General features: G+C 61.6%; 16 protein-coding genes. 8 read left to right on the top strand and 8 right to left on the bottom strand.

Annotated features, from left to right (window positions below):
• Positions 1–613 precede the first annotated feature (613 nt).
• Positions 614–1,501 (top strand): hypothetical protein, encoded by an 888-nt coding sequence (locus tag AF337_RS38290; protein ID WP_049736247.1) that lies wholly within the window; start codon positions 614–616, stop codon positions 1,499–1,501.
• Positions 1,502–1,503: 2 nt separating this feature from the next.
• Here AF337_RS38290 and AF337_RS38285 read toward each other — a convergent pair whose 3' ends face one another.
• A complete protein-coding gene (locus AF337_RS38285) occupies positions 1,504–1,956 on the bottom strand; it encodes a GatB/YqeY domain-containing protein (protein WP_049736298.1) in 453 nt (150 codons plus the stop codon).
• A 270-nt stretch (positions 1,957–2,226) separates the two neighbouring features.
• On the opposite strand from AF337_RS38285, the gene carA reads away from it, so the two are divergent.
• Together carA and AF337_RS38275 are read left to right on the top strand one after the other, a co-directional pair.
• Positions 2,227–3,432, top strand: coding sequence for a glutamine-hydrolyzing carbamoyl-phosphate synthase small subunit (carA, locus tag AF337_RS38280; RefSeq protein WP_049736297.1), 1,206 nt, complete (start codon positions 2,227–2,229; stop codon positions 3,430–3,432).
• Between the two features lie 719 nt (positions 3,433–4,151).
• Complete coding sequence (locus AF337_RS38275) at positions 4,152–4,982, top strand: class I SAM-dependent methyltransferase (protein ID WP_082336915.1); 831 nt, start codon at positions 4,152–4,154, stop codon at positions 4,980–4,982.
• Positions 4,983–5,365: 383 nt separating this feature from the next.
• On the opposite strand, the gene AF337_RS38265 is transcribed toward AF337_RS38275, so the two are convergent.
• The gene (locus tag AF337_RS38265) at positions 5,366–7,072 is read right to left on the bottom strand and encodes an adenylate/guanylate cyclase domain-containing protein (RefSeq protein ID WP_049736245.1); all 1,707 of its coding nucleotides are present in this window, start codon (positions 7,070–7,072) and stop codon (positions 5,366–5,368) included.
• 223 nt (positions 7,073–7,295) lie between these two features.
• Here AF337_RS38265 and AF337_RS38260 point away from each other — a divergent pair, with 223 nt between their 5' ends.
• Positions 7,296–7,616 carry an antibiotic biosynthesis monooxygenase family protein gene (locus AF337_RS38260; protein WP_049736244.1) on the top strand — a complete coding sequence of 107 codons (321 nt, stop codon included), beginning with the start codon at positions 7,296–7,298 and terminating at the stop codon, positions 7,614–7,616.
• 16 nt (positions 7,617–7,632) lie between these two features.
• Here AF337_RS38260 and AF337_RS38255 read toward each other — a convergent pair whose 3' ends face one another.
• The 3 genes from AF337_RS38255 to ypfJ all read right to left on the bottom strand — a co-directional run bounded on the left by AF337_RS38255 (position 7,633) and on the right by ypfJ (position 11,720).
• Positions 7,633–9,036 (bottom strand): MATE family efflux transporter, encoded by a 1,404-nt coding sequence (locus tag AF337_RS38255; protein WP_049736243.1) that lies wholly within the window; start codon positions 9,034–9,036, stop codon positions 7,633–7,635.
• A gap of 145 nt (positions 9,037–9,181) precedes the next feature.
• Positions 9,182–10,426 carry a TCR/Tet family MFS transporter gene (locus AF337_RS38250; protein ID WP_049736242.1) on the bottom strand — a complete coding sequence of 415 codons (1,245 nt, stop codon included), beginning with the start codon at positions 10,424–10,426 and terminating at the stop codon, positions 9,182–9,184.
• A 373-nt stretch (positions 10,427–10,799) separates the two neighbouring features.
• Positions 10,800–11,720 carry a KPN_02809 family neutral zinc metallopeptidase gene (ypfJ, locus tag AF337_RS38245; protein WP_049736241.1) on the bottom strand — a complete coding sequence of 307 codons (921 nt, stop codon included), beginning with the start codon at positions 11,718–11,720 and terminating at the stop codon, positions 10,800–10,802.
• A gap of 283 nt (positions 11,721–12,003) precedes the next feature.
• On the opposite strand from ypfJ, the gene carB reads away from it, so the two are divergent.
• Complete coding sequence (carB, locus tag AF337_RS38240; protein WP_049736240.1) at positions 12,004–15,492, top strand: carbamoyl-phosphate synthase large subunit; 3,489 nt, start codon at positions 12,004–12,006, stop codon at positions 15,490–15,492.
• 116 nt (positions 15,493–15,608) lie between these two features.
• Here the strand turns inward: carB and AF337_RS38235 are convergent, their stop codons facing one another.
• Together AF337_RS38235 and AF337_RS38230 are read right to left on the bottom strand one after the other, a co-directional pair.
• Positions 15,609–17,060: a UdgX family uracil-DNA binding protein gene (locus AF337_RS38235; protein ID WP_049736296.1), complete on the bottom strand. Its 1,452-nt coding sequence runs from the start codon at positions 17,058–17,060 to the stop codon at positions 15,609–15,611.
• Positions 17,060–18,292 carry a putative DNA modification/repair radical SAM protein gene (locus tag AF337_RS38230; protein WP_049736239.1) on the bottom strand — a complete coding sequence of 411 codons (1,233 nt, stop codon included), beginning with the start codon at positions 18,290–18,292 and terminating at the stop codon, positions 17,060–17,062. The genes AF337_RS38235 and AF337_RS38230 overlap by 1 nt, the downstream gene beginning before the upstream one ends.
• Positions 18,293–18,558: 266 nt before the next feature.
• Between AF337_RS38230 and greA the strand changes: the two genes are divergently transcribed.
• Complete coding sequence (gene greA / locus AF337_RS38225; RefSeq protein WP_049736238.1) at positions 18,559–19,035, top strand: transcription elongation factor GreA; 477 nt, start codon at positions 18,559–18,561, stop codon at positions 19,033–19,035.
• A gap of 27 nt (positions 19,036–19,062) precedes the next feature.
• Entirely contained in the window at positions 19,063–20,118 is a 1,056-nt protein-coding gene (locus AF337_RS38220) for a glycosyltransferase family 4 protein (RefSeq protein ID WP_082336914.1), read from the top strand.
• Between the two features lie 212 nt (positions 20,119–20,330).
• Here the strand turns inward: AF337_RS38220 and AF337_RS38215 are convergent, their stop codons facing one another.
• Positions 20,331–21,665, bottom strand: coding sequence for a dicarboxylate/amino acid:cation symporter (locus AF337_RS38215; RefSeq protein WP_049736236.1), 1,335 nt, complete (start codon positions 21,663–21,665; stop codon positions 20,331–20,333).
• Positions 21,666–21,889: 224 nt separating this feature from the next.
• Here AF337_RS38215 and AF337_RS38210 point away from each other — a divergent pair, with 224 nt between their 5' ends.
• Complete coding sequence (locus tag AF337_RS38210) at positions 21,890–23,761, top strand: sensor histidine kinase (protein WP_049736235.1); 1,872 nt, start codon at positions 21,890–21,892, stop codon at positions 23,759–23,761.
• The last annotated feature ends 4 nt before the right edge of the window (positions 23,762–23,765 follow it).

The raw sequence follows: 23,765 nt of genomic DNA, 5'->3' as shown, positions 1-23,765 counted from the left end.
TCATGAAAACCCGCTATTCACAGGCAAGTGCACCGGTCCGCAGTGGCGTCGGTTATCCAATCAAAAACGCGTTATCGCCCCCTGCGACAGGGTGCGACATTATTGTCGTTCAAGCGCTGAATTTCCACCGCTGCAACTGCCTCGGCAAGTGTGAAGGCCTTTAGCCGGGTTGAATTAAACCGTTTTAAAACAAATGCTTGCCTTGTGCATCGATTGCACGGCCCGATCGTCGCGGCGCCTACAGAGTCTTCGCTTCTGCCTCTCCAAAACCGACATTTTCGGCAATCATTATTTTTTTGTAATTTGAATAAGCCGCCGCCCCGCAATAGGTTCGATCTCAACAAAGCGATCCCCGAGCGAAGCACCATCCCTACCCCCGGCGCCGCTTCGCAAGGGTGCCTTTGCAAATACCCTCCGGCTTGGGCCTCGGCCCTGCGTTTGCCGGCGGAAGCAAAGAGCAAGAAGGCAGGAGCGCCCCCAGCTCCTGCCTTCTTAAATTTTGCCTTCCCCTGATACAAATTCCCTTTTGAAATTAACCGATTATTGACAAAACCGTTGACAGGCGGCGCTTGCGTGAAAGAAGTATGCGCCGAACTCCCTGGACCCCTTCCACATGGCCTTTACCGCTGAAACTCTTGCAGCAGACGATCGCTTTCTCGCTGCGATCCTGCATTGCGCCGATCAGATGCTCTCGATCTATCGGGAGAGCCCGCGCATCGCCTCGATTTTCGCCGCACAGCAGCGCTGGCTGATGGCCCATGCCGGCTTTGCGCTTCACTATGGCTATCCCGGCGACGGCAAGAGCGGTCTCTATTCCGGCCGCTTCATCGATTTCGCCGTCAGGAACGACATCGCCAGCCGCAATACGGCCGCGGCCTTCATGCAGGAAATGCTGGCCTATCGTTTTCTGCGGCCGGTTCCCGGCCCCGACAAACGCACGCGCTATCTGGAGCCCACGGAAACCGCCGAGGAGCATTTCACCCGATGGCTCGTCGCCCATCTGATGATCCTCGACAACCTCGACGGCGGTGAACGCGCCAGCAAGGTCAGTGCCGATCCCTCGGCGATGATGGCAGCGATCCAGCCGCGGATCGCCAGGGCGATCATCGGGAGCGAAGCGGTGCGCAATCCCGGCCCGACCTTCAACCTCTTCAACTGGGCAAATACCGGCGGGCTGGTGATGGACTACCTGATTTCGCGCCTTCCGGAATTTCCCCGCGCAGCCGAGCGCGTCGCGGTCGGCCCCCTGTCGCTCAGGGAAATCCGCGAACAGTTCATGATCTCCAACACCCACTTGAAGCGGCTACTGACCCAGGCGGCGGCCATGGAGAGCGTCGGCTGGACAGCCCCCTCCCGCAAGGGCGACTTCTGGCTGTCGCGCCGCTTCATTCTCGAATACTGGAATTATCAGGCGGCGAAATTCGCCATTATCGATGCCGCAGCCGAAGCGGCGCTCGGGCCTGCGGTCCATGAGGAGCCGCAGGCGAGACGGGTGGTCTGAGGTTAGCTCAGCAGTTCCTTGACGGTCGCCGACGCCTTGGCGAAATCCATCTGGCCGGCATAACGCTCCTTGAGCGCGGCCATCACCTTGCCCATGTCCTTAGCGCCCGCCGCACCGGTTTCGGCGATGATCGCAGACACATTGGCGCGCACTTCGCTGTCCGAAAGCTGCTTCGGCATGAAATCCTGGATGACGGTGATTTCGGCGCGCTCCTTGGCGGCGAGCTCCGGCCGGGAATTCTCCTCGTAGATCTTTGCCGATTCGTCGCGCTGCTTCACCATCTTGGCGAGGATCTGCAAAATCTCGTCGTCGCTCGCCTGCTCCTTGCCGGTGCCGCGATTGGCGATATCGCGATCCTTGACCGCGGCCTGAATCAGCCGGACGGTGGAAAGCCGCTCCGCATTCTTGGCCTTCATCGCCTCTTTCAGCTGGGTGGCGAGTTGATCGCGCAGCATGGTCTTCACTCCTGTTTTGATGCCGCTTCATAAACCACGCTGATGCGGCGGATCAAATAAATTGCGCGGTCGCCGCGATAAAGCGCAGGAAAACGGCGGCAATCCCGGTTACAAAGATTGACGCTCAGCGATTGCGTGGCTATTTACCGCCACCTGCACCAAAATTCGTGATCAGGCCTGAAGCGCGCGGCATTGCCGCGTCCACACGCCTGCGAGATCAAATGGCGACGAGCGCGGCAACGCGCACCGACCGCCGGAAACGGGATGAAGATGACCGCGACAGCACCCTGGACAATCGAAAAGCCGACCGCCCTGCTCGTTCTTGCCGACGGCACGGTCATCGAAGGCAGGGGCATCGGCGCCACCGGCGAGGTCCAGGCCGAAGTGGTCTTCAACACGGCGCTGACCGGCTACGAGGAAATCCTGACCGACCCCTCCTATCTCGGCCAGATCGTCACCTTCACCTTTCCGCATATCGGCAATATCGGCACCAACGATGAAGACATCGAGGATCTGACGCCTGCCGCCCGCCACGGCGCCGTCGGGGTCATCTTCAAGGCCGACATCACCGAGCCTTCGAACTACCGCGCCGCCAAGCATCTCGACCAATGGCTGAAGGCGCGCGGCGTCATCGGACTCTGCGGCATCGACACACGCGCGCTGACCGCCTGGATCCGCGAGAACGGTGCCCCGAACGCGGTGATCGCCCACGATCCGAACGGCGTCTTCGACATCGAGACGCTGAAGGCCGAAGCCAAGGCCTGGAGCGGCCTCGAAGGTCTCGACCTTGCCAAGATCGCTTCCTCGGGCCAGTCCTCGCAATGGACCGAGACGCCGTGGGTCTGGAACGAAGGTTACGGCGAACTCGCCGCAGCGGACGCCAAATACCACGTCGTCTGCCTCGATTACGGCGTCAAGCGCAACATCCTGCGGCTGTTTGCCGGTCTCGACTGCAAGGTGACCGTCGTGCCGGCAGCAACGAGCGCCGAAGACGTGCTCGCCATGCAGCCCGACGGCATCTTCCTGTCGAACGGCCCGGGCGATCCGGCGGCAACCGGCGAATATGCCGTGCCCGTGATCAAGACGCTTGTGAAGACCAATATCCCGGTCTTCGGCATCTGCCTCGGCCATCAGATGCTGGGGCTGGCCCTCGGCGCCAAGACCGAGAAGATGCATCAGGGCCATCACGGCGCCAACCACCCGGTCAAGGATCATACGACCGGCAAGGTCGAAATCGTCTCGATGAACCATGGCTTCGCGGTCGACTCGAAGTCGCTGCCCGATGGCGTTGAAGAGACTCACATTTCGCTTTTCGACGGCACCAATTGCGGCCTGCGCGTGCGCGGCAAGCAGGTCTTCTCCGTCCAGCACCACCCGGAAGCCTCGCCCGGCCCGCAGGACAGCCACTATCTCTTCCGCCGCTTCATCAACATGGTGCGCGAGAAGAAGGGCGAACCGGCGCTCGCCGAACGCTGATTTCAAGAACTGCCGATTTCGCAAGTGCCCGCCAAACCGGCAGCCGCTAGCGTGATGTGGAATCCCTTGAATCTTGAAAGGCAGCAATGAGAGGAAGGACTGCTATCTGCCGATAGCGGTCTTTTTTCGTTATAGAAGAACAAGGCTGCTTTGCGCGCCCGTTTTGGTCGTTCGCACCGCATGTGGTTCCTGACAACACCGCAATCATGGCACATCGCGATGCCGGCGGAGGAGCCGTCCACAGCATCAATTGCGGAAATCGGTGTTGCAGCTAAATACGGACATCGCTTTAGGCAGTATTCCGCTGATCGAAATATTGACTTCCGTATAAATTGTGCCAGCTTAGGTGAATTATTTCACTGGGTAGCCTGTGATTGTACTTATCGCATATTGCCGACAGTTCTAGCGAAGCCGAGAAACGGTAGCGGACCACCCCTCTGGACTGAAACTCGGGCATGGCTGCGCTTAATGCCGTGATCCAGTGCGCAAGTAGATTGCCTTTGCCGTTTGGCTCAGCATGTTCTGAGCGTTGGCTGTTTTTGGCTTTGTAGTCTCCACAGCATTTTATGACGCGATCGCCACGCATCTCGACAGCCTATCCCGAAATGCAGCATCCCGCCTGAGGCAAGAATGGACCCGGAGTGGGTTAAACTCTGAGAACGATCAGGCTCATGACGCCGTCTTTGGCATTTTGAGGATTCGGAAAAAGCCCGGTGAAAATGCTGGCCGGCACGCCGGCAATCATGCGAAACAAAGGAGGAACACCGATGCCCGGATATGCATTGGACAATTCCTGGGACAGGGCAAAACGCCGACTTGAACTGCTGGAGCACTATCTGGACCCCTTCACACGGCGGCGTTTCGCAGCTCTGGGCATCCGCGACGGACTGAGTTGTCTGGAGATCGGCGCCGGAGGCGGATCGATTGCCCTTTGGCTGAGCGAGAAGGTCGGCCTTTCCGGCAAAGTTGTTGCGACGGATATCAACACGGCCCTGTTCGACAACCTCAGACGGCCGAACCTCGTTACGCTGCAGCACGATATCCTGAATGATCCGTTGCCTGAGACGGGGTTCGACATTGTCCATACCAGATGGCTGCTCCATCACCTCCCCGACCCCGAGAAGGCGCTGCGAAGAATGGTAGAAGCGCTTTGCCCCGGCGGATGGCTTCTGGTGGAGGAAGTCGACTTTTTTCCAGTCCACGCATCACCTTCCGCCGACTACAGTGACTTCATGACCGCCTTGGTGAACACAGTCGTCAAAGCCTCCGGACGGGATTGCTTCTGGGCTAGGGCGCTCCCCAAAACAATTGCGGGAATGGGCCTATCCAATGTCGGTGCCGAGGGCGATTATTCGATATTGCAGGGCGGATCCCCGGTTGCTGAATTTTTTAAGCTCACTGCCGAACAGATGAGGGAGCGAATGTTTGACGCCGGAACAATCGATCCCTCGACGTTTGCAAGGTCAATGCGACTGCTTTCCGATCCCACCTTCTGGTCGTTTGGCGGCGGAGGAGTGGCGGTCTGGGGTCAAAGACCCGTTGGTGAGTAACTCGGAGCCATCACACCGTCCGCCTCGCGCCCTCATTTCAGCCGTTGGAGCAGACCTTGCACCTGCCGGAAAGCAGACATTGTCTAGTTTCAAGGTAACGGCATCTTTGCGCCGCCGATAGCGGAAGTAAGCGTCGTCGCCTTCATGTCTCGACGAAGCTGCTTAAATGTTTCGCAAAGCATCCTGTCTTCATTCTGGGCTACGGGCTCATCGCCACCATGATGCAAGGCGGTCCAGCGGAAAAGTCATGCGAGACTCGGGCTGGTTGACGCGTTTTGTGGAGCGTCTGAAGAAGCTTGGCACTGCGATCCAGACCGCCGTTTCGCGCAGCGCATATCCGTTGATCAAGTCCTCGAACGCGTCGAGATTGTTCCCACCCGCTGTCACATCTCCGGCAGGCCTGCCTTTCGAAAGCCGTCGACAAAGTGGTCTCGTACAGATGCATCGCGCAGCGGCTGGGAGCTGAGCCAATGGCCGATCGTGAAATGAGGGTGGGCGATCAGGAACAATTCTGCTTCTCGCCGCGCCTCCTCACTGTGGCCCAACTGCGCAAGCGTAGCAGCCAGGAATTTGCGTGAGTTGGTACGATAGGTGTCTTCCCTGCGCAGGGTAGCGCTTGCCGCCTCATAGTCACGCGCGGCGTATTGCGCCTGTCCAAGATGACAAAGATACCAGCAGGCTGGACGGGGATTGAGCCGCAGAGCTTTTTCGATCTGCGCCAGTCCGTCGGCAACCCTGCCGTCCAGCACTGAGATGTCAGAGATGGCGGCCCAGGTGTCGGCGTGGTTGGGGTCCAGTTCCAGGGCCTTGGCGAAGGCGGCCTCCGATTCCTCCCATCGCCGCTCATAGGCCAAAATAGTCCCCAGGACGTAACGGCATCCGGCATCGTTGGGATCAAGCTCGACCGCCTTCTGCGCTGATGTCGTCGCCATCTTACGGTTTGGATCTTCGGGCTCGCCGAAATGGGTCCAGGCCAGCCAACGGTTATAGGCAAGCAGACCGAGCGCCTCGGCATATGATGGCTCGAGCTTGACCGCGCGCTGGAGCAGCATATAGGCCTCACGCTCGGTTTGCGGCGACTCTTCCGTCAGGAGGCGGGCGCGCACACACAGATCGTACGCCTCAAAGTTCTTCGGCCGATTGCGCGGCGTCGGGATGGTCAGCCGGCCGACGAGGGCTTCGACAATCTTGGCGTTGACTTCGTCCTGCAATTCGAAAACATCTTCCACCGTCCTGTCGAACCTTTCAGCCCACAAGTGCCCGCCGGCAAGCGCGTCGATCAATTGGGCATTGATGCGGACACGGCCCATTGCGCGTCTGGCGCTGCCCTCCAGAACGTAGCGGACGCCGAGTTCCTGAGCGACCAGCTTTACGTTGACCGGCTTGCCCTTGTAGCCGTACACGGAATTGCGCGCGATGACGAACAGGCCGGCCGTACGGGAAAGGTCGGTGATCAGGTCTTCAGTCAGGCCGTCGACGAAAGGCGCGTCCGCTTCATCCCCACTCATATTCGTGAACGGCAATACAGCGATCGAGGGACGGTCGGGCAGCGGCAATATGCTCTGCAGCGCATCGGGCCAATGCCACACGTGGACAGGGCGGGTCAGGTTCTTCAGGTAGCGTTCGCCTGCGTCGAAGAACCGGTCGCCGATCTTGCCGACGATCTCGCCGTGAACGCCGGCTGAAATGCAGATACCTCCCGGCGCGGCCTGCGTCTCCAAGCGCGCCGCGACATTGACCCCGTCGCCGAGGACATCTGGACCATCGTCAATGACATCTCCCAGATTGACACCTACACGCAAAAGTAGTTGTCGATCTCCGGAAGCCTCGACAGTAGTGTTGGCCCGTTGCATTTCCAGCGCTGCTTCGACCGCATCCACCGCGCTACCGAATTCGATCAGGAAGCCGTCGCCCACGATCTTGAAGATGCGACCGTTGTGGCGCATCACGGCCGGCTCGATAACGCCTGAACGGAGTTCCCTAAGGTTTTCAAGCGTTGCGACTTCATCAGCCTCCATCAGGCGTGAATATCCCACCACATCGGCAACGACGATGGCAGCGAGACGACGCTGAAGAGATTGATCCGTCATGTGAGGACAAGCCCAACGACCAAATTAGCAAGTTATTGTTCAACTGCGGGTGAGTCAATAAGTGGTTAAGAGGTAATGCCGTCACTCTGGAACACGACGGCTTCAGGAAGTGGTCGCCCCGCGATTCCAAGTTAGTGACCGGACGTCTTCGCTTCCATGTTGACCTCAACCGTACTTGAGGAATTACAAACTCCCGGCAGACATCTGATGCAGGGGAAAATGGATGAGCGGAGCTTTCTTTCGTGTCGACAAATTCGTCGTGCCGGCTGCGGCGCGTGAGGAGTTTCTCGTCAAGGTGATGATGACCCACAAGCTGCTGGAAGCGCAGGAAGGTTTCATCGATCATAGGGTATTGGAGCAGGTCGCCGGTCCCGGCGAATTCAATTTCGTAACGATTGCCGAATGGGAAAATACCGAGGTTGTCGAACGCGCGCGGATAGCCGTGGCGGCCGCCCATAAGGCCGCAAATTTCGATCCGCAAGAAATGTTCGCACGTCTCGGCATTCGAGCCGATATCGCCAGTTACAAGCCTGTAGCGGCCTGAGGGTAAAGACGGCCGATCAGCCGCCTGAAGTCGCCTCCTCCCGGCGAAGCAGAAGATAGAAGCGCCAGCAGAGCATGACGGCAGCCGCCGCCAGCCCGACGAGGAAGCCGAACCAGATGCCGATGCCGCCGAAGCCCAGCGGGAAGGCAAAGGCCCAGGCGAGGAAGAAGCCGATCGGCCAATAGGCAATCAACGCCATGATCATCGGCACCCGCGCATCTTTCAGGCCGCGCAGCAATCCGTTGGCAACCACCTGCAGCCCGTCGACGAGCTGGAAAAGCCCGGCGACGACGATCAGCGGCCCGGCATAGGCAAGCACTGCGGGCGCCTCCGGCGAGTTGACGTCGAGGAACCAGCTGCCGAGAAATTGCGGCATGGTGGCAAAGAGCACCGAGCCCACCGCAGAAATGGCGCAGGCAAGGATGAGCACCACGATCGAAGCCCGCACCAGCCCGCGATAATCCCCCTGCCCGTGCGCGACGCCGACGCGCACCGTCGCGGCCTGGCTGAGGCCGAGCGGGATCATGAAGGCGATCGAGGCCCATTGCAGGGCGATACCGTGAGCGGCGAGCTCTATGGTGCCGATATAACCCATCAGGAGCGATGCCACCGTGAACAGGCTGACCTCGGCAAGCACGGTGACGCTGATCGGAAAACCGAGCCGGAGGACCTCCAGCAGCGCATGCCAGTCGGGCTTCCAGAACCGCACGAAGATCTCGTAGCGGCGTGTCTCTTCCCGCTTCTGCACGAAGGCGAGAAGGAAGAGAAAGCCGGCCGTCTGCACGACGACCGAAACGATCGCAGCGCCCTCGAGCCCCATCGCCGGAAGGCCAAAATGGCCGAGCACCAGCGCATAGGCGAAGATCGCGTTCAGCACCAGCGTGGCGATGGTGACATTGAGGATGATGCCCGCCTTGCCGATAGCGCTGACCAGCGCACGCATGACATTGAAAAGCAGCGCCGGCAGCACGCCGAACTGGCCGATCATGATGTAGCCATGGGCGAGCCTGGCCACCTCGGGCTTCTGCTGCGCGAAGAGAAGGATCTGCTCCGAATTGAAGAAGGCGGGCTGCATGACGACCCAATATGCGATCACCACCCAGAGACCCATGCGCAGCGCCCGGCGCACGGAGACGACGTCACCGCGGCCATAGGCCTGCGCCACCATCGGAATGACGGCGATGGCAAAGCCCGAACCGAAGATCAGGATCGTGAACAGGAACTGCGCCGAAAGCACCATCGCCGCCAGATGCTCGGCGCCGAGCCGGCCGACGATCATCACGTCGGTGGTATTGATGCCGAGCTGGGCGAGCTGCGCACCGATCAGCGGAATGCCGAGCGCCAGCGTTGCACGGAAATGTGCGCCCCAACGATTATCGGTTGTCGGCGCAAGCCTGCGCGCGTCGATCGGCGTGTCCATGACACCTGGTCCTGTGATTGAAATATGCCTCGCCGCGCAATTGGCGGAGAAATATCATCGGGATTTAGAGGAAAGCCCCGCAAAGAACTACCCCAAAACAGGCAGATGATGAAAAATTCATCATCGCATCACCATTTCTGATTGATCAGCCCGCCGCCTCAAGCGCATCGGCCGGCTGGCGCGCTCGAACCCGCACGAGGAACACGCCGGCGGCCACCAGGATGAACAGGGCAGCGGTCAGATAGGGCGCGCCGGCAAAGGTGACCGGCGCCTCGGGCCGGGTGAAATAGCTGAACAATTGCGTGAAAATCAGCGGCCCGACGATGGTGGTGATGCTGCTGAGGCTGGTCAGCGCGCCCTGCAGTTCGCCCTGCGCCGAGGGCGGCACCTTGCCGGCGGCGATGCTGCGCAGCGGCGGATCGGCGACGTTTTCCATGACGGTCGCGACGATCACGACATAGACCACCCAGCCCTCCCAGGCGAAGGCGTAGCCGGTAAGCCCTGCGGCCGAAAAACAGAGGCCGAGAAGCGCTGTCTTCCATTCGCCGAGCAGAGGCACGACACGCGGCAATACCAGTCCCATCACCAGCGCTGCACCGATGCCGTAAATGCCGAGCGACAGGCCGATCTGCCCCTCGCTCCAGCCGTAGCGATAGGTCGAGACGAAGGACCAGACCGAGGGATAGACGGCATGCGCGAGAAAAAACAGGAACATGACGAGGCTGACCCAGCCGATGCCCGGATAATGGCGCATCTGCCGCAAGGCGCCGAGCGGATTGGCGCGTTTCCATTCGAAGCGGCGGCGATTCCTAGCCTCCAGCGTTTCCGGCAGCAGGAAGCAGGCGGCGATGAAATTGACGAGCGAGAGTGCTGCCGCGCCGAGGAACGGCACACGCGGGCCAAATTCGCCGAGGACACCGCCGATAACGGGGCCGATGGTGAAGCCGACGCCGAAGGCGATGCCGATCAGCCCGAAATTCTTCGCCCGGTTCTCCTCCGTGCTGATATCGGCGATATAGGCCGAGCAGGTGGCGAAGCTGCCGCCGCTAATGCCGGCAAGCACGCGGCCGACAAACAGCATCCAGAAGCTGGTGGCAATGCCGCAGATGAAATTGTCGATCGCAAAGGTCAGCACCGAAAGCAGAAGGATCGGCCGGCGGCCGAACCGGTCGGAGAGGTTTCCGAGCAGCGGCGCAAACAGGAATTGCATGCCGGCATAGACGAGCATCAGCCAGCCGCCGTCGATCGCCGCATCGCTGACGCCGCCGCCGGTCAGCTGCTCCAGATAGGCCGGCAGCACCGGCATGATGATGGCGATGCCGATAATGTCGAGGAAGAGGATGATGAAGACCAGGAAAAGGCCGCGACGCACGAATTTGGGGTCAAGCATGAGGCATCTCTACAGCGGTTGGTTCTGAAAAGACGATCTCGTCGCCGAGAAAGTGACATAGCTCAGAAAAGAAACCGAAACAATCCGTGAACATTTCAAAGTTTTTGATGATGCAGAACGGGAAATTTAGAAGATGTCTCAACCGGCGGGCGCGGCGATTGCCACGATTCCCTTCTCCCCAGCGGGGGTCCGAAGGACGGGTCGAGACCCGCGGCTCGACCCCGGTCAGTGCCGGCAGGCAGATGAGGGGGTGAGCGGCAGAGCCGCGAATGCGCTGAGCGCAAGCGAAGGGCAATCATGAAGGGAGTGCCGTGCGGCCCCCTCATCCGACCCTTCGGGCCACCTTCTCCCCGCTGGGGAGAAGAGGGAGCCCTCAAACCGGCCCCGAGAACGTATCGCAAGCCGACAGCTGGCCACTGTCGAAGCCGCGCTTGAACCATCTGACGCGCTGTTGCGAGGTGCCGTGGTTGAAACTTTCGGGCACGACGTAGCCCTGCGACCGTTTCTGCAGCGTATCGTCGCCGATTTGCTGGGCGGCGTTCAGCGCTTCCTCGAGGTCGCCCGACTCCAGCAGACCCTTCTGCTGGGTAAATTTGCCCCAGATGCCGGCGAAGCAATCGGCCTGCAGCTCGACGCGCACCGACATCTTGTTGGCCTCCTCCTCGCTCATGCGCTGGCGGGCCTCGTTGAACTTCGGCAGGATGCCGAGCAGGTTCTGCACGTGGTGGCCGACCTCGTGGGCGACGACATAGGCCTCGGCGAAATCGCCGGACGCGCCGAAACGGTCGGAGAGTTCCTGGAAGAAATCCGTGTCGAGATAGACCTTGTGGTCGCCGGGGCAGTAGAACGGGCCTGTTGCCGCCGATGCGGAGCCGCAGGCCGATGCCGTCGAGCCCGAAAACAGCACGAGGCGCGGCTCCTCGTAATCCCGGCCCTGCGCCTGGAAGATGCCCGTCCAGGTATCCTCGGTTTCGGCAAGCACGGTGCGCATGAAGGCGGTCATCTCGTCATTGGCGGGCGTGCGCGTGCCTTGTGACTCGCTCTGCTCGTAGCCCGGACCGCTCGACATGCCGCCGCCTTCGAGCACCTGCAGCAGATCGACGCCCATCATCTTGAAGATGAAATAGATCACGACGAGGAAGATGATCGTGCCGATGCTCAAGCCGCCGCCGGCGCGGCGAACGCCGCCGCCGGAGGGAAAGTTGAAGCCACCGCCGCGGCCGAAACCGCCGCTGCTCGGGTCGCCGCGGCGATCCTCGACATTGTCGGACTGACGCCGGCCTCTCCATTCCATCTTCGTTCTCCCCGGCAATGCCCGCGATTGCACCTAAAGAATCTATATATCCGTCGACGGCTGGAATTCCAGCGAGTTCATCGGGGGGTGATGGTCGTGCCTGACGAAAATAGTCTTCCATGCCGTATTGGATTCCTGTCGATTCCGCGATTTATGGGGTTCCGTTTGCAAATACATTTGCCTATAAGCCGCTTCTAGCCTGAAAAGACCTCAATGCGCGACCCGACCCGGTGATCTCCCACCCTGGCCGGTTTTTTGCGCAGCTAGATAATGGATATCGCCCATGCCGAAGCGCCAAGACATCAAATCGATCCTCATCATCGGCGCGGGACCGATCGTCATTGGCCAGGCTTGCGAGTTCGACTATTCCGGCACCCAGGCCTGCAAGGCGCTGAAGGAGGAAGGCTACCGCGTCATCCTCGTCAACTCCAACCCGGCGACGATCATGACCGATCCGGGCCTTGCCGATGCCACTTACGTCGAGCCGATCACCCCCGAGGTCGTCGCCAAGATCATCGCCAAGGAGCGCCCGGACGCCCTGCTGCCGACCATGGGCGGCCAGACGGCTTTGAATACCGCGCTTTCGCTGAAGCGCATGGGCGTGCTCGACCGCTACAATGTCGAGATGATCGGCGCCAAGCCCGCCGCCATCGACATGGCCGAGGACCGCGCGCTGTTCCGCGAGGCGATGGTCCGCATCGGGTTGGAAACGCCGCGCTCGATGCTGGCGAACGCCACCGACATCAAGGACCTCGACCGCAAGACGCACGAGGCCGAGCGCAGCAAGCTGCGCGAAAGCCTCTCCGGCCCCGACCTCGACAAGGCGCTGGACGAACTGGAAAACCAGTGGAACCTCGGCGAGAGCGATCGCAAGCAGCGCTACATGAACCACGCCGTGGCGATTGCCGCCCAGGCGCTCGATCATGTCGGCCTGCCCGCCATCATCCGCCCGTCCTTCACGCTCGGCGGCACCGGCGGCGGCATTGCCTACAACCGCTCGGAATTCTTCGAAATCGTCGGCGGCGGCCTCGATGCCTCGCCGACGACCGAAGTGCTGATCGAAGAATCGGTGCTCGGCTGGAAGGAGTATGAGATGGAGGTCGTCCGCGACACGGCGGACAACTGCATCATCATCTGCTCGATCGAGAACATCGACCCGATGGGCGTCCACACCGGCGATTCGATCACCGTCGCTCCGGCGCTGACGCTGACCGACAAAGAATACCAGATCATGCGCAACGCCTCGATCGCGGTATTGCGCGAGATCGGCGTCGAGACCGGCGGCTCGAACGTCCAGTTCGCCGTCAATCCCAAGGACGGCCGCCTGGTCGTCATCGAAATGAACCCGCGCGTCTCGCGCTCTTCGGCGCTGGCTTCCAAGGCCACCGGCTTCCCGATCGCCAAGGTCGCCGCCAAACTCGCCATCGGCTATACGCTCGACGAGCTGGACAACGACATCACCGGCGGCGCGACGCCTGCCTCCTTCGAGCCGTCGATCGACTATGTCGTCACCAAGATCCCGCGTTTCGCCTTCGAGAAATTCCCCGGCGCCTCACCGGTGCTGACGACGGCGATGAAATCCGTCGGCGAAGTCATGGCGATCGGCCGCACCTTCGCCGAATCGCTGCAGAAGGCGCTGCGCGGCCTCGAAACCGGCCTGACCGGCCTCGACGAAATCGAAATCCCCGATTCCGAGGAAGGCGAATCCAGCCATAACGCGATCCGCGCTGCGATCGGCACGCCGACTCCGGATCGCCTGCGCATGGTCGCCCAGGCGCTGCGCATGGGCCTCAGCATCGAAGAGGTGCATGAGGGCTGCAAGATCGATCCCTGGTTCATCGCCGAACTCAAGAACATCGTCGACATGGAGGCCCGCATCCGCGAGCATGGCCTGCCTGAAGATGCCGCCAACCTGCGCATGCTCAAGGCCATGGGCTTTTCCGACGCCCGTCTGGCGACGCTCACCGGCAAGCGCCCCAAGCAGGTCGCCGAACTCCGCAACGGCCTGAACGTCCGCCCTGTTTTCAAGCGCATCGATACTTGTGCGGCCGAATTCGCCTCGCCGACCGCCTACATGTATTCCACCTATGAAACGCCCTTCGTCGGCGCCGCCCGCTCCGAGGCCGAAGTATCCGACCGCAAGAAGGTCGTCATCCTCGGCGGCGGCCCCAACCGCATCGGCCAGGGCATCGAGTTCGATTATTGCTGCTGCCATGCTGCCTTCGCGCTGAAGGATGCGGGCTATGAAGCGATCATGATCAACTGTAACCCGGAAACCGTCTCGACCGACTACGACACGTCCGACCGCCTCTATTTCGAGCCACTGACGGCGGAAGACGTGATCGAAATCCTGCGCGCCGAGCAGGAAAAGGGCGAAGTCGTCGGCGTCATCGTCCAGTTCGGCGGCCAGACGCCGCTGAAGCTTGCCGAGGCGCTCGAAAAGAACGGCATTCCGATCCTCGGCACCGCGCCCGATATGATCGACCTTGCCGAGGACCGCGACCGCTTCCAGAAGCTTCTGATGAAGCTCGATCTCAACCAGCCGAACAACGGCATCGCCTATTCGGTCGAGCAGGCCCGCCTGGTCGCCGCCGAAATCGGCTTCCCGCTGGTCGTGCGCCCGTCCTACGTGCTCGGCGGCCGCGCCATGCAGATCCTGCATTCGGAAGGCCAGCTGCAGACCTACCTGCTCGACACGGTTCCGGAACTGGTGCCCGAAGACATCAAGCAGCGTTATCCCAACGACAAGACCGGCCAGATCAACACCCTGCTCGGCAAGAACCCGCTGCTCTTCGACAGCTATCTCAGCCATGCCATCGAAGTCGATGTCGACTGCCTCTCTGATGGAACCGACGTCTATGTCGCCGGCATCATGGAGCATATCGAGGAAGCCGGCATCCATTCCGGCGACAGCGCCTGCTCGCTGCCGCCGCGCTCGCTGCCCGTCGAACTGCTCGACGAGCTGGAGCGCCAGGCAAAGGCGATGGCCAAGGCGCTCAATGTCGGCGGCCTGATGAACGTCCAGTTCGCCATCAAGGACGGCACCGTCTACGTTCTCGAAGTCAATCCGCGCGCTTCGCGCACCGTGCCTTTCGTCGCCAAGACCATCGGCGCGCCGATCGCCAAGATCGCCGCCCGCGTGATGGCCGGCGAAAAACTCGATGCGACCTTCGCCGCCTACGGCCAGAAGCCCGATCCGCGCAAACTCACGCATATCGCCGTCAAGGAAGCCGTCTTCCCCTTCGCCCGCTTCCCCGGCGTCGACACGCTGCTCGGCCCGGAAATGCGCTCGACCGGCGAAGTCATCGGCCTCGATACCGATTTCGCGCTGGCCTTTGCCAAGTCGCAGCTCGGCGCCGGCGTCGAGCTGCCGCGTGACGGAACCGTCTTCGTCTCCGTCCGCGACGAGGACAAGGCGCGTGTGCTGCCGGCGATCCGCATTCTCGTCGAACAGGGCTTCAAGGTGCTGGCAACCGGCGGCACCGCCCGCTTCCTCGGCGAAAACGGCATCACCGCCACCAAGATCAACAAGGTGCTCGAAGGCCGTCCGCATATCGAGGACGCGATCCGCAACCGCCAGGTCCAGCTCGTCATCAACACCACCGACGGCAACAAGGCGATCTCGGATTCGAAATCGCTGCGCCGCGCGACGCTGATGCAGAAGGTGCCCTATTACACCACCATGGCAGGCGCCGAAGCCGCCGCCCAGGCGATCAAAGCGCTGAAGGCCGGCAATCTGGAAGTCCGGCCGCTGCAGAGCTACTTCGCCTGAGATTGGAGCAATCGCATCAAAAAGCGCGCCCGCGGTTTTTCCTACGGAATTACCCAAAAAACAAAGAACAACGTCACCGCTCGATGAGCGGTGACGCTGCTTCAAGCGGAATCACTTTATCCGGCTGACGCCATAAGCCGCTGAATCTCCAACATATCCTGACGAAACCGCGCCATCTCCTGCGCCTTCAGCCGCTCGTCGGGAATCCGCAGCAGATAGGATGGATGCACCGTCACAAAGAGCGTGCGTCCTCCTTCGATCGCCATCGCCTTTCCCCTGACGTCCTGCAGGCGTTCCTTCACATCGGTCAGCGCCGCAAGCGCCGTCGCCCCCATGGCGACGATCAGCTTCGGCTTGATGAGCGCCAGTTCCCGATCGAGCCACCAGCGGCAATGTTTCACCTCGCCCATATTGGGCTTCTGATGGATCCGGCGTTTGCCGCGCGGCTCATATTTGAAGTGCTTGACCGCATTGGTGACATAGAGCGCCGAGCGGTCGATGCCGGCTTCGGCAATGACCTGATCGAGCAGCTTGCCGGCCGGACCGACGAAGGGGCGTCCTGAAATATCCTCCTGATCACCCGGCTGCTCGCCGACGAACATCACCGCCGCATCGCGCGGCCCCTCGCCGAAGACGGTCTGCGTCGCCTTGGCATGCAGCGGACAGCGGGTGCAGACGGCGGCTTCAGCGCGCAGGGCTTCGAGCGTGCCGGCCGGCGCCTCGGGTTCGGCAGGGATATTGCGCGCCGCCTCCTGCAGCCGGTCGTGAAAAGGCAGCGATTGCGTCGCCTCGCGCGCGGCCATGGCCCGCACCTGGCTTTCCGCAGCGGCGATCAGACCCGGGATGAGATCGGCCTCCGGCAGGTTCTTCCAGTATTTTTTCGGCATTTCCGCCTGCATCGCCTTCAGCTTCAGCCGCGCCGGATTGAAGATGCTGGCATAATAGATGCGCCAGAGATCGTCGGTGGCATCGGTGAGATTGGGCTTCTCGCACGGCGCGTCGTTCATCGTCAGCCGTTTGCCGTCCCAGCCCGCCGACCCCTTGGGCGTGGCGATCAGCCAGTCCATATCGGTGAAACGGCGCTGGAAGAAAGGCGCGGTCCGCCTGACGATATGATGGTCCGGCTCGAACCAGGCGATGAATTTTCGACGGCCCGCCGCTGCCGCACCAACCTCTTTGAACCGGACGAAGGCCGTCATCTTGTGGGCGTCGCGCCGGACATTCTTCGCCATCAGCCGAGCACGCACGACATCCTCGTCGGAGGCCACCTCCAGCAGTTGCCGGTCCAGCTGCAGTCGCCAGAGCAGGCGGTAAAGCAGGGAGAAGCGCGCCGGGTCGGAATGGCAAAGCACCGTCTCCGCAAGCTCGATAAAGGCCGGCGGCACCGTCATCGGCTTTCGTGTCACAGGGGCGGGCGGCATGGCGTCGCGTTGGAACGCAAGATCAGCCTCTGCGTTCTTTTCGCGCCAGTCGATCTCCTCGGGCAATATGCCGGCAGCAGCAAAGGCGCGTGCGGCATCACGCCACTCGGCAAGATCGCCGCGTCCTGCAAGCACGACCCGGCGCATCATAGCAACGACAATTGTTCGGGTTTCGGCTCGAACATGGCACGAAGACCCGGCCTGTCGATCAGCCGGCGCGGTGACCAGCCTTCCGCGGAGATGAAGGATTGCACCCTCTTGAGCGAGATGCCGAGCCGCGAGAGATCGTCGAGCCGCAGGCGGCGAAAGCGGCGGGCCGAAACAATGGCTTTGACGGTCTTGGTGCCGAGACCGGGCACGCGCAGCAAGCGTTCACGTTCGGCCTTGTTGATATCGACGGGGAATTCGGCCCGGTTGGCGAGCGCCCAGGCAAGCTTCGGGTCGAGGTTCAGATCGAGCATGCCCCCTGCCTGATTGGCGGTGATCTCGTCGATGCCGAAACCATAGAACCGATAGAGCCAGTCGGCCTGATAGAGCCGGTGTTCGCGCATCAGCGGCGGCTTGATCAGCGGCAGGTTCTTCGACGAATCCGGGATCGGGCTGAAGGCCGAATAATAGACGCGCTTCAGGCCGTAGCTGCTGTAAAGCCGGCCGCTGGTCGCAAGGATCGTCGCATCATTCGCGCCGTCGGCGCCGACGATCATTTGCGTGCTCTGGCCAGCCGGCACGAAGCGCTGGCGCTTCCTCGTGCGCAGCGTCGGCTCGCCGGCGGCCTCGATCTTCAGCCTCAGATCGCCCATCGATCGGCGGATATTGGCGGGTTTCTTTTCCGGCGCAAAGCGGCTGATGCCGTTATCCGTCGGCAGTTCGATATTGAGCGACAGCCGGTCGGCAAACAGCCCCGCCTCCTCGATCAGCCGCGGCGACGCCTCGGGGATCGATTTCAGATGGATATAACCGCGAAAATTATGGGTCACGCGCAGTTCGCGGACGATGCGGACCATCTCTTCCATCGTGTAATCGGACGAGCGGATAATGCCGGAGGAAAGGAACAGGCCCTCGATATAGTTGCGGCGATAAAATTCCAGCGTCAGCCAGATGACTTCCTCGGGCGTGAAGCGCGCCCGCTCGACATTGCTCGACGAGCGGTTGACGCAATAGGCACAGTCGTAGATGCAGAAATTGGTCAACAGTATTTTCAGAAGCGAAATGCACCGCCCGTCCGGCGCATAGGCATGACAGATGCCGGATCCCTCGGTCGAACCGAGCCCGCCGCTTGTTCCCGAATCGCGTTTCACCGTGCCGCTGGAGGCGCAGGAAGCATCATATTTGGCGGCGTCGGAAAGGATGGCCAAGCGTTCTGTTAGCGACTTCTTCATTAGTATGTTCACTATATGTTCTTGCGCGTAAAGTCAATGACGGCAATTCCGCTTTGGCCGCGTTTTTACGGCGGGGCACCGGCTGTCGCGGCGGCCTGCATTTCGTTCATGCGAATTTTCTGGAAATCGGCCTTGGCGATCTGCTATAAGCACTTAACTAGTATTGTGGCACGGTTCCGAAGCTCCCCTTCGGGACCTGTTTTCTTTTGTGTGTGCCTGTCTGCGTGAAGCGGGGACGGCGGCCACAGGGAGTGAAGGACAGAAAAATGGTTGATAAGGTACCGATGACACAGGGTGGTTTCGTCAAGCTGCAGGAAGAGCTGCGCTGGCGTCAGCAGGAGGAGCGCCCGCGAATCATCGAGGCGATCGCCGAAGCCCGTGCTCATGGCGACCTTTCCGAAAACGCCGAATATCACGCCGCCAAGGAAGCCCAGAGCCACAATGAAGGCCGCATCAGCGAACTGGAAGATCTGACGGCGCGCGCCGAGGTCATCGACCTCACCAAGATGTCGGGCGACAAGATCAAGTTCGGCGCCAAGGTGAAGCTCGTCGACGAGGACACCGAGGAAGAAAAGACCTATCAGATCGTCGGCGACCAGGAAGCCGACGTCAAGGCCGGCCGCATCTCCATCTCCTCCCCGATCGCGCGTGCGCTGATCGGCAAGGAAGTCGGCGATTCCATCGAGGTCAATGCGCCCGGCGGCTCCAAGGCCTACGAAATTCTCCAGGTTTCCTGGGGCTGATCGCCCGCCACAGACGAGACCCCTCCCTTGCCTGATATGCGTGACGTCGAGATCATCGCGCCCAATTTCAAGCGCCGGCTCTCCGGCGTCACGTCGACCATCGTCCAGCTCATCCCCTGCCAGATTCGGCTCGGTGTCAGGATTGCAACCCTCGGCCCCGGCCTGCCGGAGGGTCTGCCGAAGCTGCGATGGTCGCAGCTCCCTGGTCTCTGGCGCCCGCCGGCGCGCCGGCGCCGGCGTGTCTGGCACGCCCGCCGCAACAATGAGATGGCCGTCGGCATCCTGCTTCGCCATCTGCTGCGCATGCCGCTGAAACTCGTCTTCACATCGGCGGCGCAACGCCGCCACACCGCCTATACGAAATGGCTGATCCGCCGCATGGACGCTGTCATTGCGACCAGCGACCGCTCCGGCTCGTTCCTCGAGGTGCCGCACACGGTCATCCAGCACGGCGTCGATCTTAGCCTGTTCCATCCGCCGGAAACGGCGGAAGACGGTATTGCCGCCACCGGCCTGCCCGGCCGCTATCTCGTCGGCTGTTTCGGCCGCGTGCGCCACCAGAAGGGCACCGATCTTTTCGTCAAGGCGATGATCGAGCTCTTGCCGCAGCACCCGGAATGGACGGCTGTTGTTTCCGGCCGGGTGACGGCGGAGCACACGGCCTTCGCAGACAAGCTCAAGGCCGATGTCGCGGCCGCCGGCCTCGGCGACCGCATTCTCTTCCTCGGCGAAGTGCCCGATATCAAGGTCTGGTATCGCCGCCTGACACTCTACGTCGCCCCCTCCCGCAACGAGGGCTTCGGCCTGACGCCGCTCGAAGCCATGGCTTCGCGAACGGCGGTGGTGGCATCCGACGCCGGCGCCTATGCAGAACTCATCGCCGAAGGAGAGACCGGCTCGGTCGTCGCCGCCGGCAACGGCGAGGCGCTGACGCGGGCCATAGCCCCCTATATCGCAGATCCCGCGCTGGCGATTGCCCATGGCGAGAATGCGCTGCGCCATGTCCGGGCGAATTTTGCGCTGGAGAGGGAAGCAAACGCCATCGGCGCCATTTACGACCGCCTTCTCGGTGACAACCGCTGAAGAGTAAAACGAAACGGCCCGTTGCGTAACGGGCGGCAACCCCTCCGTCGTCATGCTCGGGCTTGTCCCGAGCATCTGCCTTCGGTCGATAGGGCAGCAGATCCTCGGCACAAGGCCGAGGATGACGATGAATAGAGAACGAAATCATCAATAAGCAAACGGCCCGCTGGAAGGCGGGCCGTTGCAACTATCCAAGACTGACGAGTGGCTGGTTATTCCGCCGGCTGAAGTCCGCCAGCCGGAGTGCCCTCTTCTGCCTGGCCGCCCAGAGCTCTGGAAAGCTGCGCCGTATCCAGTTCGTTTTCCCAACGCGCCACGACGATCGTCGCAACGGCATTGCCGACGAGGTTGGTCAGCGCCCGGCATTCCGACATGAAGCGGTCGATGCCGAGGATGAGCGCCATGCCGGCGACCGGCACGGAAGGTACGACCGAGAGCGTCGCGGCAAGGGTGATGAAGCCTGCGCCGGTGATGCCGGCGGCACCCTTGGAGCTCAGCATCGCCACCAGCAGCAGCAGGATCTGGTCACCCCAGGAGAGATTGATACCGGTTGCCTGGGCGATGAACAGGGCTGCCAGCGTCATGTAGATGTTGGTGCCGTCGAGATTGAAGGAATAGCCTGTGGGGATGACGAGGCCGACAACCGAGCGCTTGCAGCCGGCCTTTTCCATCTTGTTCATCAGGCCCGGAAGTGCGGCCTCCGAAGACGAGGTGCCGAGAACCAGCAGCAGCTCTTCCTTGATGTAGCGCAGCAGCGCCAGGATCGAGAAGCCGTTATAGCGGGCGACGGCGCCGAGAACGACGAGAACGAAGAGCAGCGAGGTGATGTAGAAAGTGCCGATCAGCATGGCGAGGTTGGCGATCGAGCCGATGCCGTACTTGCCGATGGTGAAGGCCATGGCGCCGAAAGCGCCGATCGGGGCGGCCTTCATCAGGATGGCGACGAGCTTGAAGACCGGAGCCGTCAGGGCGTTGAGGAAATTGACAACCTGCTCGCCCTTCTCGCCGACCATGGCAAGCGCGACGCCGAAGAGCACCGAGAAGAACAGCACCTGCAGAATATCGCCATCGGCAAAAGCGCCGACGATCGTCGTCGGAATAATATTGGTGAGGAAGCCGACGATGCTCTGCTCATGCGCCTTCGTGGCAAAGGTGGCGACGGCGGCAGGATCCAGCGAAGCCGGATCGATGTTCATGCCGGCGCCGGGCTGGACGACATTGGCGACGACCATGCCGATGACGAGCGCCAGTGTCGAGAAGGTGAGGAAGTACAGCATCGCCTTGCCGGCGACGCGGCCGACCTTCTTCAGGTCGCTCATGCCGGCAATGCCGGTCGCGACCGTCAGGAAGATGACCGGGGCGATGATCATCTTGACGAGCTTGATGAAGGCATCGCCGAGCGGCTTCAGCTGGGTGCCGAGTTCGGGATAGAAATGGCCGAGCAGGATACCCGCGGCGATAGCGGCGAGAACCTGAACGTAAAGATGGGAATAAAAGGGCTTCTTGCCCTTGCTGTCTGCGACTGCATCGAATGGTGCTGCGATCATGATGTCCTCCTTAAGGCTCGTCCGGAACGAACTCCGGCCTCCCGAGCCGTTCGCTTCAATCCAACAGCTCAGCCGTTGTTGCCTTCTCCTTCGCAATCGCCGTGCCAGTTTGACGGCACCGATTTAAGTAATTGATTTAATGCAATAAAAATTTCCGCAACCGCCGATCACTTATCAATAAATGCGGAAATCCGCACAAATCTATTTGCAACCAGTGCAGAAAAATGCACAAATCCGCCATGTCTCTGTCGCTATCATCGCTGTGGCCTTCCCTGCCCCTGCGGCACCGCATCCGCCGGATGTGGCGGGCCTATGCGGTGGTCGCGCTTCTCGCCGTCGCCGCAAGCCTGTGGGCAGGCGGCGAGATCGGCCGGCGCCAGGCCGAGGCTGCCCTGGAAGAACAGGCCCGCACCGATGCCCGACTGAATGCGGCCCTGCTGCGCACGGTTCTCGAAAAATACCGGGCGCTGCCCTTCGTGCTGTCGCAGGATACGGCACTCGCCGCAGCCCTGGCGGGAAAGGACGCCCGCACCTTCGAGCACCTCAGTCAGAAGCTGGAAACGCTGGCTGCGGGCACGAAGGCTGCGGTCATCTATGTCATCGATAAGGACGGCATGGCGGTTGCGGCCAGCAACTGGCGCGAACCGACGAGCTTCGTCGGCAACGACTATCGTTTCCGGGAATATTTTCAGGGCGCGGTCGCTGCAGGACAGGCCGAGCACTTCGCGCTCGGCACCGTCAGCAAGAAACCGGGCCTCTATATCTCCGAGCGGATATCAGGCACCGACGGGCTCCTGGGCGTCGTCGTGGTCAAGGTGGAGTTCGACGATGTCGAGGCCGACTGGAATGCCAAGGACGCACCATCCTACGTGATAGACGATCGCGGCATCGTCCTGATCACCAGCATTCCCTCCTGGCGGTTCATGACGATCGGCAGGATCGCCGAGGACCGGCTGACGGCGATCCGCGAGAGCCTGCAATTCGGCGATGCGCCGCTTCAGCCGCTGCCGCTCGATACCGTCCGAAGCCTTGGCGAAAACCTCGATGTCGTCGAAATCGTCATGCCGGGCGGCGCCGGAAAAACCAACTTTCTCGATGTCGGAATGCCGGTGCCCGCCACCGCCTGGCATTTGCAGCATCTCGTGGCGCTGGGGCCATCCGTCGATGCGGGCATTCGCGAAGCCCGCATGCTGGCATTGCTCATGCTCTTGCCGCTGCTGGCGGGCGCGGCCTTCCTGCTGCGCCGCCGCCAGGCGGTCACCCTCAGGATTTTCAGGGAACAGCAGGCGCGGGAGGAGTTGGAACGGCGCGTCGCCGAGCGGACGCTCGATCTCAGCCAGGCGCGCGACCGGCTGCAGGCCGAGATCATCGGCCACAGGAGCACGGAGCAGAAGCTGCAGGCGGTGCAGCAGGATCTGGTGCAGGCCAACCGGCTGGCGATCCTCGGACAGGTGGCAGCCGGCGTCGCCCATGAGATCAATCAGCCGGTGGCGACCATCCGCGCCTATGCCGACAATGCCCGCACCTTCCTCGACCGCGGACAGACGGCCCCTGCCGGTGAAAATCTCGAAAGCATCGCTGAGCTGACGGAGCGCATCGGCTCGATCACCGACGAGCTGAAGACTTTCGCCCGCAAAGGCCGCGGCAGCGCCGAACCAACCGGTTTGAAGGATGTGATCGAGGGCGCGGTGATGCTGCTGCGCAGCCGCTTTGCCGGCCGCATGGACACACTCGACATCGACCTGCCGCCGCCCGATCTACAAGTCATGGGCAATAGGATCCGCCTCGAACAGGTGCTGATCAACCTGCTTCAGAACGCGCTCGAAGCCGTGGCGCCGAAGGCCGACGAGGCGCGCGTCGAGGTCAGGACGTCGAGCGACGCGGAAATGGTGACGCTGACGGTCGCCGACAACGGCCCCGGCATTTCGCCGGAGATCCGCAAGGGCCTGTTCACGCCGTTCAACACCTCGAAGGAAAGCGGCCTCGGCCTCGGGCTGGTCATCTCCAAGGATATTGTCGGCGATTACGGCGGCCGCATGGAAGTGGACAGCGACGGCAGCGGCACCCGCTTCGTCGTCCATTTGAGGAAGGCTTGAGATC

Source organism: Rhizobium ecuadorense, assembly GCF_001187535.1.
Classification (GTDB): Bacteria; Pseudomonadota; Alphaproteobacteria; order Rhizobiales; family Rhizobiaceae; genus Rhizobium; species Rhizobium ecuadorense.
Note: the sequence above shows the minus strand (reverse complement) of the source record. Positions and strands in the feature narration are given on the sequence as shown.